Below are 12,044 nucleotides of genomic sequence, written 5' to 3'. Positions count from 1 at the left end.
CACTTGGTATTTGAATCTGCGTAATATAACAGTTAGCCACTTATTTTTTTGATTTGTTATATTTTAATAACTTATTCATAATATAATTCTGATTATATTAGTACAGTTTAGATTTTATTTTCTTATGTTCAAATCTGAAAAGCTAGCCCAAAATATTCGCCAGATGATTGAAAATGGCGCATGGAAGGCGCATGACAAATTACCTTCATTACGGGAACAAACTGAACTGTCCGGCTATAGCCTGATGACGGTGCTTAATGCCTATCAGGTGCTTGAATCGCAAGGATTGGTCTATGCCAAAGATAAATCTGGCTACTATATTGCGGAGCGACCTCAAACCTATAACAGCAAAGAACCCGCGGTACAGATTGGCTTAAACTCCAAAGTTAAAATTAACTCTGTGGTATTTAATTATTTAAAGTCACTGCAAACTCCAAATATTGCGCCTTTTGGTTCAGCTTTTCCAAATGCTGAACTGTTATATAACAGCCGGTTTATGCAGATTTTGGCGCAGCATAGCAAAAGAAAAAGCAGTTATAGCCATCAAAATCATATGCCACCGGGTAATCAGGAATTACGCCAACTGATTGCTAACCGCTATCAGTTACAAGGCATAAACTGCACTTCGGATGACATTGTCATTACTTCTGGTGCATTGGAAGCCCTTAATCTGTCTTTACAGGCTTTGACTCAACCTGGTGATTTTATCCTGCTCCAGCAAACCATTTTTTATGGTGCCTGGCAGGCGGCTGAACGTTTAGGCTTGCAAGTCATCACAATCCCTGAACATCCGCAGTTTGGTTTTGACCTGGAATCATTTGAACAAGCACTTAAACAGTACCCGATCAAAGTTTGCTGGCTGATGCTGAATGTGCATAATCCGATTGGCTTTACGGTAAATTCAGAGATCAAGCAAAGAATTGCTGAACTGTTGAATGAATATCAGGTATATCTGATTGAAGATGATGTCTATCAGGAACTCAATTACGGCGCTCATAAACCGGTTTCCGTAAAATATTTTGATCAGCATCAACGGGTATTGCACTGCTCTTCATTTTCTAAAACTCTGGGCATGGGTGCGCGGGTCGGCTGGGTTTTCGCTGGCCCATTTTCCGATGCAATCCAGCATTTACAGCTCATGAGTACTTTGACTGTTAGTCCGCTATTACAAAATGCACTGGTCGATTTTCTGTCCCATCATCATTATGAAAAGCATTTGCGCCATTTAAGACAGCAGCTGGAAAAGTATAAACAGAAGTTTTATCAGGAACTCAAAGCGCGTTTAGATTCAGTCTGTGAAATTTATTATTATTCCAGTGGCTATTTTCTCTGGATCAAATTGCCCGAACAGCTGGATGGACAGGTTTTATATGAACAGCTGATTCAGCACAATATTGCCATTGCTCCTGCTTTACTGTTTAAACCGGAACATACCAGCCAGAATTATATTCGCCTGAACTGTTCATTTGACTGGACCTTTGAGATAGAAAACGCTGTCAATGTGCTGGCAGAGGTGATCCTGAATCATGCAAAAAGCGTGGATTAATTCATCCACGCTTTAGGTTTCTTATGTAAATCGCTAGAGCTTAGAAACTGTAAATTGCAACGGCATTCACTCGGTTATCTTCACCTTTTGTACTGCCATTTGGTGCAGCACCCAATGCTTCACGTTCGCCATAGACATATTCAAGGCCAAAACTCAGCGGTTTTGTAGGGTTATAGAACACATTAGCCCAAGCCTGCCAAAGGTCTTTGTTCACTGCTGTTAGATTCAGACCAAGAGCAGCAAGATAGCCATTATCTTGGTCGAAATTCATATAACCATAACCCAAAGTACCGCGTAATTTCTCAGTAAACTGCTGCGTTAGACCAACCGTAATCGAGTCAAATTCACTCTGTAGAAGATCACCATTAGGAGCTCGAACTACGCCAGGATTAGTGTAAGAGACAAAACTGCTATCACCTTTGACATGATAATAATCTGCCTTAAGGCTGGTGCCTGGAACAAACTCGTATTTGGCACCTAAGCCCACCCCCCATGCAGTTTTTTCATCTTCATTCACGCGTTTTTCATTCCCCATCGCACGCGCGCTAACAGAAAGATTATCCGCAAATTTGTGGTTTAAGCGTGCAGTTAAAGCAGGTAAACGCTGTTTGATTCCCGTAATGGTCGCATCTTTCGGATCTTCTACTGCAAGCACCAGATTGGTCGCTGGACTCAAAGTACTGGTATGACGAATCTGAGGCGTCCGTTTAATTGAACCACCGGCATAAACCAGTGCATCTACCGTCTCAGGTATATAGTCTGGGGTCGCAAAGTTTGACCAGGTTTGACCAATTAACCAGTCAGCATAGCTGATATAGGCATGGCGGATACGCAGGTTATCAAAACTAGCCCCCCCCAGGAAATCGACCTCAACTTTACCACTTAAGGCTTTATCCCCAGCACCCACGGGCGCTTTAAAATCCATCCCTAAACGGGTGGCTGAAAGCGTGGACTTAAATTCATCACTGCGTTCACCTGTGCCTTCAAGAGGTACCGCATTAATCTGGTTATACATACGTGTAGCTGCACCGCCCTCAGCCTGATAAGAGGCATCAGCACGGATATTACCGTATAAATTAAACTCGGCCCCACTGGCAATTTTCATCACAGGTTTGCTCGCAGGCGCTACTGCTGTATTTGCAGGTGCCGGCGTTGCCGCTACAGGTGCAGTCACAGCAGCTCTCTGAGTTTGCTGCTGCTCAATCAAGGCACGTAGAGCTTGAACCTCCTGACGCAACTGCTCAATTTCCTGCTGATTGGACTGAGCTGGAGTTTGTGCCTGGGTAGACAAGCTAAGGCCCCCTAAACTCATTGCCATCATGCTCATCAGAACCGTGCGTTTTAATGTGATTGTTTGATTATTAAATAATTGTTTCGTGTTCATCCTAAACTCGCTTTTTTATTATGCAGCTCGATTCTAGCAATAGATCACCACCACTTACGATGGCGATCTCTATCATTAGAAGTGTTTTCTTTATTAATTGATATTTAATCCATTAACTTGCTTTTTCAGCGAGAGAATCAGTATGAATCTCAGGTGTAGCAAGGGCTTGACCTTCTACAGACATTTTTAAGTTCACCAGGAAAATTGCCAGCGCAGCAATCAAACCGGGAATCGCAATTGCAAAGAAGTTCATTTGATGCGGTAAATTCATGGTCAATAAAGCACCCGTCAATACCGGTCCAACGATCGCACCGATACGTCCAATTCCGGAAGCCCAACCCATGCCAGTGGAACGCACCATTGATGGATAATATTGCGCCACGAAGGTGTAGAGCAGGATTTGAGAACCAATGGTTGCTGCACCGGCCACAGCAATCAAGCTATAAAGCACGAATTGCGGACTGTTATAACCGAGCAGGATTAAAGAAGCTGCTCCGCAAAGGAACATGATCGTCAGCACTTTTTTAATATGGAAACGGTCTGCCAGATACCCCCCACCAACAGCCCCGATCATGCCGCCAATATTCAGGGCAAACAGGAAGATCATGCTGGCACCCAGTGAATATCCGGCTTGGATCATCAGTTTTGGTAACCAGCTACCCAGTGCGTAGACCATTAATAGACACATGAAAAATGCCAGCCAGAACATAAAGGTACTAAATATGCGGCCTTGCTGGAATAATGCTTTTAAAGGTGCTTCATCGCCTTTTTGTACTTCATTCAGGACGAACTGGGTGTCAGATCCAATTACCTGGGTTGGCGAGATTTTCTGGATAATATTTTGCGCTTCACCCGTTTGCTGCTTATTGGTCAGATACATCAGCGATTCTGGTAAATATTTCCAGAGTATTGGCAGGAACAGTAAAGGAGTACCCGCAAGCAAGAACATGATTTTCCAGCCAAACTGTGGCACCAGCCATGCGCCAAGCAAGGCAGATGTCATGCCACCGATCGCATAACCACTAAACATCAAGGCAACCAGCGTGCTGCGAATCCGCTTCGGTGCGTATTCCGTCATCAGGGCAACGACGTTTGGCATCACGCCACCAATTCCGAGTCCGGCAAGAAAGCGTAAAATCCCGAATTCGACAGGTGATGTTGCAAAGGCACCGATAAACGTAAAACCACTAAAGATCGCGACACAGATCATGATGGTTTTTTTACGTCCCAGTTTATCGGACAAAGTGCCGAAACTCATCGCTCCAAACATCATACCGAACAAGGCGGTGCTGGCTAACATGCCTGCCTGTACTGCACTGAGTGCCCATTCCTGCATCAGTAGCGGTAAAGCCACGCCGTAAATTACCAGGTCATAACCGTCAAAAATAATGATCAGCAAACACCAGATCAGGACGCCCCAATGAAATGGCGTGAACTTTGCTTCATCAATCAGCGTATTTATATTCACTTTATTTGTAGACATCTCCACCTCCTAATTGTGAAGTTCAATTTATGAGATTCACAATGCAGAAGATGTGCATAAATGTCCAAAACTGAATAGGCATGCTTCTATACCTATAAAGTCTGCCTTAAAGAAAAGGCTTTATTTACTATGCCTTAATGATATTCGTCCAAATAAAACGACTTTAATTCAGCCATTAAATAATAATTTCACCTATTTTATATAACATCTAAAAAGTTTTTAATCTTGTTTAAAACACCGCACGATCATATTTAATCGCTTCAAGATCATAGACCTGATAGACCGCATCAAACAGATAACGAATATATTCACTTTCATCCATGTTACGAATCGCCATAAAGACCGGACTGACCGCAAATTCATCTAATAAAGGGATAAAGTTTAAATGTGCCAGACGAATATTCTGGGCACTTTCCGGCACAATACAGACGCCCTCTCCGGCAGCCACAAAGCCAAGTGCCAGTTGCAATTCACTGACTGCACGGATATTTTTTGGTTCCAGTCCATACTCGGAAAATATACCGCGCACCTGGGTAGAAAAATTCGCTTTACCATTATTCGGGTATAAAAAAAGTGGCTGATCCACCAGTTCCGCCAAGTTCACGCCATCTCGTTGCGAAAAAAAATGACTAGAATGTGCTGCGACCATCAGCCGTTCTTCACGCAGCAACACCCGTTTCACTGCCGGATCTGAAATTCTCAAACGTCCAAAACCGACATCAATCCGCCCTTCTTTAAGTGCCTGAATCTGCTCTGAAGTATTCATTTCAACCATCTCGATTTTGAGCTGGGGATGTTGCTGTTTAAATAGAAACACAATACGCGATAGTAAACCGAATAATAAAGAGCCGACAAAACCAATGCTAATGGTACGATCCGCGATGCCAATCCGCTTGGTCATCGATTTGATTTCTTCCGCATTAGACAAAAGTTTAACCGCATGCTGGTAGAAGAATTGACCTGCTTCTGTGGTCTTAAGCGGTCGGCTACCTCTTTCAAAAAGCTGAATATCGAGTTCCTGTTCCAGATTTTGTATCTGTCTGCTTAAAGGTGGTTGAGCAATAAACAGTTTTTCTGCCGCCTTGGTAAAACTTTGTTCTTCGACGACTGCGACGAAGTAACGCAAATGCCTGAGTTCCATATTTATGCATACCTTTAAAGTATAAAAAAATGCTAAATCGATCTTAGACCAATCAAAATTATTCTTTTAAGGTATATCAAGTCAAAACATTAAAGCAAGAATGTGAAGCGTAATTATGTATAAGTCAGTTGAAACCTTGCTGGTTCAAATACCGACGATCCGTCCTCACAAGATGGCTGTCGCAACCATGCAAACCCAGACACTGGTCCTGGTCAAAATCACCACCGAAGACGGTTACGTGGGTTGGGGCGAAGCCACCACCATTGGCGGTTTAGGCTACGGTGAAGAAAGCCCAGAAAGTGTCAAAGTGAATATTGAGACTTACTTTGTACCGCTTCTGAAAACATTATCAGGTTTGAATGTTGCACAGACATTACAAGCCATCAAAAAGAATATTAATGGTAACCGCTTTGCCAAATGTGCCATTCAAACCGCACTGCTGGATATTCAGGCACAACGTTTGAGCCAACCACTGAGTGAAATTCTAGGTGGACGTTTACGTGACAGCGTACCAGTGCTGTGGGTACTGGCATCTGGCAATACCGAGAAAGACATTGCTGAAGCCCAGAAAATGATTGCGGCCAAACGCCACAATATTTTCAAACTGAAAATTGGTTCTCGTCCAGTGGAACAGGATGTTGAACACGTGCTTGCGATTAAGCAGGCATTGGGCAAAGACATTTCGATCCGTGTTGATGTGAACCGTGCCTGGTCAGAGCTGGACGCGATTAAAGGCATTCAGTTACTCCAGGACGGCGGCATTGACCTGATTGAACAGCCGTGCGCCATTGACAATCTGGATGCAATGCGACGTCTGACCCAGCGTTTTGATATCGCCATCATGGCAGATGAATCCTTGATGGGGCCACAGTCTGCCTATCAGATTGCACGCCAGCATGGCTCATCAGTTTTTGCAGTCAAAGTAGCGCAGTCCGGTGGCCTGATTGAAGGCTGTGAAGTTGCAAAAGTGGCACAGTTGGCTGGTATCGACCTGTATGGCGGCACCATGCTGGAAGGCCCGGTGGGCACGATCGCCTCTGCCCATGCCTTCTCGACTTTTGAAAGTCTCGCTTATGGCACCGAACTGTTTGGCCCCCTGCTACTGACTGAAGATATTTTAAAAACCCCACTCCAGTATCAAAACTTTGAACTTGAGATTCCGAAAGGATCAGGTCTGGGTATTGAGTTGGATGAAAACAAAATTGACAACTTGCGTCGTCAATAATTCCAGGAGAAACCCATGCTTTTCCAAGTACGAATGGACGTCAATATTCCAAAAGATATGCCAGTTGAACAGGCCAATGAAATTAAGGCTGTCGAAAAAGCCTATTCACAGGATCTGCAACGTCAAGGTAAGTGGCGTCATATCTGGCGCATCACCGGGCAGTATTCAAACATCAGTATTTTTGATGTTGAAAGCAATGAAGAGTTGCACAACCTGCTACAAGGCTTGCCGCTCTACCCGTATATGAACATCAAAGTTATGGCATTGAACCGCCATCCATCATCGATTCGGGATGATGACAAGTAATGAATAAATTCGGGAATGGAAATGAAAGAGTTTTCTTCCCCCCTTACACCTGAGGGTAATCCAAAAGGACTTGTGGCCAGCAAGATTTAGCCAGCCAAACGAATGCTAAAACATGCGCCACTAAAATATGAAAGACATACTTTAGGAGCAATAGTATGAACCGCCAACAAATTGATGCACTGGTTAAAAAAATGAATGTCGATACAGCGACAGGACCAGTTGATGAGCGTGTACAACAAGTTGTTGTACGTTTATTAGGTGATCTTTTCCAGGCTATTGAAGATCTTGATATTTCTCAGACTGAACTCTGGAAAGGTCTGGAATACTTTACTGATGCAGGTCAAGCCAATGAATTAGGATTACTGGCTGCAGGTCTGGGTCTGGAGCATTATTTAGATTTACGCGCGGATGAAGCAGATGCCAAAGCAGGCATTACTGGCGGTACACCACGTACCATCGAAGGCCCGCTGTATGTTGCAGGTGCTCCTGAGTCAGTTGGTTTTGCGCGTATGGATGACGGTTCTGAAGAGGGCAAAATTCCAACCCTGATTATTGAAGGCACAGTGACCGATACTGACGGCAACATCATTGAAGGTGCAAAAGTTGAAGTCTGGCATGCCAACAGCCTGGGCAACTACTCTTTCTTTGACAAGTCGCAATCTGACTTTAACCTGCGCCGTTCTATCTTTACCGATCAAGACGGTAAATATGTTGCCCTGACTACCATGCCGGTCGGTTATGGCTGTCCACCTGAGGGTACCACCCAGTTCGTACTGGACAAATTAGGTCGTCACGGTAACCGCCCATCTCATGTGCATTACTTCGTATCTGCACCGGGTTACCGAAAGTTAACCACACAGTTCAATATCGAAGGCGATCAATACCTGTGGGATGACTTTGCCTTCGCCACACGTGATGGTCTGGTCGCAACCGCTGTTGATGTGACCGATGAAGCTGAAATCGCACGCCGTGGTTTAAATGGTCCATTCAAACATATCCAGTTCAATATTGAACTGGTGAAAGACCAGGCTGCAGCGCCAAGCACTGAAGTAGAACGTCGTCGCGCAAGCGCTTAATTCAAAATGGAATCGGGATGTCAGTCTGAGCAACATCCCGATGACTTCCCCTCCTTGGAAAGTCGGAGACTGGACATGCCTCGTATTCCTGTAATTAACACCAGCCATTTAGACCGTATTGATGAATTACTGGTCGATGATTTTGAATCTGGTGAATTTAAACTGCACCGTTCCGTATTTACTGATCAAGCCCTGTTTGATCTGGAAATGAAATACATCTTTGAAGGAAACTGGGTTTATCTGGCCCATGAGAGCCAGATTCCCAATAACAACGATTACTACACAACCCATATTGGCCGTCAGCCAATCATCATTGCACGTAACCGCAATGGCGAACTGAATGCCATGATCAATGCCTGCTCTCACCGCGGTGCACAGCTCTGCCGTTATAAGCGTGGCAATAAAGCAACCTATACCTGCCCATTCCATGGCTGGACATTCAATAACTCGGGCAAGCTGTTAAAAGTGAAAGATCCGGCTGATGCAGGCTATTCAGATTGCTTTAACCAGGACGGTTCTCATGACCTGAAAAAAGTAGCTCGTTTTGAAAATTACAAAGGCTTCTTGTTTGGCAGCCTGAATCCGGATGTTCCTGCTCTGGAAGAATACCTGGGTGAAGCCACCAAGATCATCGACATGATCGTGGGTCAGTCTGAGCAAGGTCTGGAAGTTTTACGCGGTTCGTCGACTTATACCTATGAAGGTAACTGGAAGCTGACTGCAGAAAACGGTGCCGATGGTTATCACGTCTCTGCCGTGCACTGGAACTATGCTGCAACGACTCAGCAACGTAAGGAAAAAGAAGCTGGCGATAATATTCGTGCCATGAGCGCAGGTTCATGGGGCAAACAAGGCGGTGGTTCTTACGGCTTTGAACATGGTCACATGCTGCTTTGGACACAATGGGCCAACCCGGAAGACCGTCCAAACTTTGCCAAGAAAGATGAATATACCGAGCGTTATGGCGAAGCCATGGCGAAATGGATGATCGAACGTTCACGTAACCTGTGTATCTATCCAAACGTTTACTTCATGGATCAGTTCGGCTCACAAATCCGTGTTCTGCGTCCAATCTCTGTCGATAAGACTGAAGTGACGATTTACTGTATCGGTCCTGTCGGTGAAGAGCCTGAAGCACGCACCCGCCGTATCCGTCAGTATGAAGACTTCTTTAATGCTTCTGGTATGGCTACCCCAGACGATCTGGAAGAATTCCGTGCCTGTCAGGCCGGTTATGCTGGGATCGCGCTGGAATGGAATGATATGTGCCGTGGTTCTAAGCACTGGATTCAAGGGCCAGATGATGCAGCCAATGAAATTGGCCTGAAACCAAAACTGTCTGGTATTAAAACAGAAGATGAAGGCCTGTACCTGGCTCAGCACCAGTACTGGTTAGAGCTGATCAAAAAAGGCATTGCGACTGAAAAAGAAATTGCTGCAAGCACTGAAGGAGAAACCGCATGAGCGACATCACTTTAGAAAATATTGCACAGTTCCTGTATCAGGAAGCCCGCTTTTTAGATGATGAGCAATGGGATGACTGGTTACAGTGCTACGCCCCTACTGCTTCTTTCTGGATGCCTGCTTGGGATGATGATGACCGTCTGACTGAAGATCCACAGTCTGAAATCTCACTGATTTACTACCCAGACCGTCAGGGTCTTGAAGACCGTGTGTTCCGGATCAAGACAGAACGTTCATCTGCCACCATGCCGGATACCCGTACTAGTCACAACATCTGCAATATTGAAATTGTGGAACGTGATGGCGACAAGGTCACTGTGCGCTTTAACTGGAATACCCTGAGTTTCCGCTACAAAACCAGTTACAGCTACTTTGGTATGTCTCGTTATGTAATCAATTTTTCAGGCGAAAAACCACAGATTTTAAGCAAATACGTGGTGCTGAAAAACGATTACATCAACCAGGTTATCGACATTTATCACCTCTAAGACTGTCTCGACAGCAAGGTCAAACCTTTCAGCCAGGGAAATATGGCTGAAAGGCTAAGTTTCAAAGATTTATATAGGATATTCAGCCATGTCAAACCACAATGTTGCACTCCAATTTGAAGATGGCGTTACACGTTTTATTAGTGTTGCCCAAGGCGAAACCTTGTCCGATGCAGCTTACCGTCAAAAGATCAATATCCCTCTAGATTGCCGTGACGGTGCATGTGGAACGTGCCGCGCTTTTTGTGAATCAGGTGCGTATGACATGCCTGAAGAAATGTACATTGAAGATGCACTGACACCAGAAGAAGCCGCAGAAGGTTTTATCCTGGCTTGCCAATGTAAACCGACTTCGGATGCCGTGTTCCAAATTCAGGCCTCCTCTGATGTCTGTAAAACCGAGATTCATGCATTTCAAGGTACGTTGGCCCGTGTAGAAAACCTGTCTGATTCCACCATTACTTTTGATATTCAACTCGATGATGGTCAACCAGACATTCACTTTCTGGCAGGTCAATATGTCAATGTTAGTATTCCAGGCACCACAGAAACCCGTTCTTATTCATTCAGCTCAAAACCGGGTAATCGCCTGACTGGTTTCGTAGTACGTAATGTACCGAACGGGAAAATGAGTGAATTCTTGAGCAAAAATGCCAAAGCTGGCGACAAAATGACCTTTACCGGTCCGTTTGGTAGCTTCTACCTGCGCCCTGTGACCCGCCCTGTCTTGATGCTGGCGGGTGGTACAGGTATTGCACCATTCATGTCGATGTTGCAAGTGCTGGAAGAAAAAGGTTCAGAGCATCCAGTGCGTCTGGTATTTGGTGTGACCAATGATTTTGATCTGGTGGCCATTGAAAAACTGAATGAACTACAAGATAAATTCCCGTGGTTCGAATACCGTACTGTAGTGGCAAACCCGGAATCTGCACATGAACGTAAAGGCTATGTCACTGGCCATATTGAAAATGAATGGCTAAATGCTGGTGAGGTTGATATCTACCTGTGTGGCCCGGTACCAATGGTTGAAGCGGTTCGCGGCTGGCTAGAAGCAGAAGGCGTAAAACCTGCAAGCTTCCTGTTTGAAAAATTCTCAGCAAACTAACTAGAGGGAATTTATTCAATGTCTAATCGTCAAAGATTTGAAAATAAAGTTGTAATCGTGACCGGTGCCGCTCAGGGCATTGGGCGCGGTGTCGCGCTGCAAGTGGCGAGCGAAGGCGCTCAAGTCGTCATGGCTGATCTTTCCCCTTATGTGGAAGAAGTTCTGGCTGAAATTGAAGCGACTGGCGGTGATGCGATTACCGTCAAAGCCAATCTGGAAACGTTTGCCGGTGCTCAGTCAGTCGTTGAAAAAGCCTTAGATACCTATGGTCGTGTCGATGTACTGATCAATAACGTGGGTGGTGCCATCTGGATGAAACCTTTTGAAGAATTCTCTGAAGAGGAAATTATCAAGGAAGTGAACCGTTCGCTGTTTCCAACGCTGTGGTGTTGCCGTGCAGTTTTACCAGAAATGATTAAAAATCAGAAGGGTACCATTGTAAACGTATCTTCTATTGCCACACGCGGCATTAACCGTGTGCCATATTCGGCATCGAAAGGTGGCGTAAATGGCCTGACGGCTTCCCTTGCCTTTGAACATGCCAAAGATGGTATTCGCGTTAATGCAGTTGCAACGGGTGGCACCGAAGCACCTCCCCGTAAAGTACCGCGCAATGCCAATCCACTGACTGAATCTGAACAAGAATGGATGCAGCAAGTGGTAGATCAGACCATTGACCGTACGTTTATGGGTCGCTACGGCACAATTCAGGAGCAAGTAAATGCCATTCTATTCCTGGCTTCCGATGAATCATCTTATATGACAGGTACCGTAGTACCGGTCGGTGGTGGAGATCAAGGCTAGTCCTGATCATCACGATTTTTGA

11 protein-coding genes are annotated in these 12,044 nt (G+C 45.0%); 8 read left to right on the top strand and 3 right to left on the bottom strand.

All coding sequences use genetic code 11. The features are described 5' to 3' along the window. Nucleotides 1–124 precede the first annotated feature (124 nt). Nucleotides 125–1,546 (top strand): PLP-dependent aminotransferase family protein, encoded by a 1,422-nt coding sequence (locus B3Q46_RS11020; RefSeq protein WP_208462143.1) that lies wholly within the window; start codon nt 125–127, stop codon nt 1,544–1,546. Nucleotides 1,547–1,586: 40 nt separating this feature from the next. Here the strand turns inward: B3Q46_RS11020 and B3Q46_RS11015 are convergent, their stop codons facing one another. The 3 genes from B3Q46_RS11015 to B3Q46_RS11005 form a co-directional block, all read right to left on the bottom strand. Continuing rightward, nucleotides 1,587–2,930, bottom strand: a complete 1,344-nt coding sequence (locus B3Q46_RS11015; RefSeq protein ID WP_208462144.1) for a DcaP family trimeric outer membrane transporter — start codon at nt 2,928–2,930, stop codon at nt 1,587–1,589. 112 nt (nt 2,931–3,042) lie between these two features. After that, entirely contained in the window at nt 3,043–4,413 is a 1,371-nt protein-coding gene (locus tag B3Q46_RS11010) for an MFS transporter (protein WP_208462145.1), read from the bottom strand. Between the two features lie 229 nt (nt 4,414–4,642). Then, nucleotides 4,643–5,554, bottom strand: coding sequence for a LysR family transcriptional regulator (locus B3Q46_RS11005; RefSeq protein ID WP_004785644.1), 912 nt, complete (start codon nt 5,552–5,554; stop codon nt 4,643–4,645). 115 nt (nt 5,555–5,669) lie between these two features. Between B3Q46_RS11005 and B3Q46_RS11000 the strand changes: the two genes are divergently transcribed. The 7 genes from B3Q46_RS11000 (at nt 5,670) to benD (ending at nt 12,022) form a co-directional block, all read left to right on the top strand. After that, nucleotides 5,670–6,779: a muconate/chloromuconate family cycloisomerase gene (locus tag B3Q46_RS11000; protein ID WP_208462146.1), complete on the top strand. Its 1,110-nt coding sequence runs from the start codon at nt 5,670–5,672 to the stop codon at nt 6,777–6,779. A 15-nt stretch (nt 6,780–6,794) separates the two neighbouring features. Then, nucleotides 6,795–7,085: a muconolactone Delta-isomerase gene (gene catC, locus B3Q46_RS10995; RefSeq protein WP_180002032.1), complete on the top strand. Its 291-nt coding sequence runs from the start codon at nt 6,795–6,797 to the stop codon at nt 7,083–7,085. Between the two features lie 155 nt (nt 7,086–7,240). Continuing rightward, nucleotides 7,241–8,161, top strand: coding sequence for a catechol 1,2-dioxygenase (gene catA / locus B3Q46_RS10990; RefSeq protein WP_208462147.1), 921 nt, complete (start codon nt 7,241–7,243; stop codon nt 8,159–8,161). Nucleotides 8,162–8,236: 75 nt separating this feature from the next. Continuing rightward, nucleotides 8,237–9,625 carry a benzoate 1,2-dioxygenase large subunit gene (gene benA, locus B3Q46_RS10985; protein WP_076753608.1) on the top strand — a complete coding sequence of 463 codons (1,389 nt, stop codon included), beginning with the start codon at nt 8,237–8,239 and terminating at the stop codon, nt 9,623–9,625. After that, nucleotides 9,622–10,113, top strand: coding sequence for a benzoate 1,2-dioxygenase small subunit (benB, locus tag B3Q46_RS10980; RefSeq protein WP_179992594.1), 492 nt, complete (start codon nt 9,622–9,624; stop codon nt 10,111–10,113). Before benA ends, benB begins: the two co-directional genes overlap by 4 nt. Nucleotides 10,114–10,201: 88 nt before the next feature. Then, nucleotides 10,202–11,218, top strand: a complete 1,017-nt coding sequence (gene benC, locus B3Q46_RS10975) for a benzoate 1,2-dioxygenase electron transfer component BenC (RefSeq protein ID WP_208462148.1) — start codon at nt 10,202–10,204, stop codon at nt 11,216–11,218. A gap of 18 nt (nt 11,219–11,236) precedes the next feature. Next, nucleotides 11,237–12,022: a benzoate diol dehydrogenase BenD gene (benD, locus tag B3Q46_RS10970; protein ID WP_180015415.1), complete on the top strand. Its 786-nt coding sequence runs from the start codon at nt 11,237–11,239 to the stop codon at nt 12,020–12,022. The last annotated feature ends 22 nt before the right edge of the window (nt 12,023–12,044 follow it).

Origin of the sequence: Acinetobacter sp. UBA2581 (genome assembly GCF_002339435.1) — a bacterium.
GTDB lineage: Bacteria > Pseudomonadota > Gammaproteobacteria > Pseudomonadales > Moraxellaceae > Acinetobacter > Acinetobacter variabilis.
Note: the sequence above shows the minus strand (reverse complement) of the source record. Positions and strands in the feature narration are given on the sequence as shown.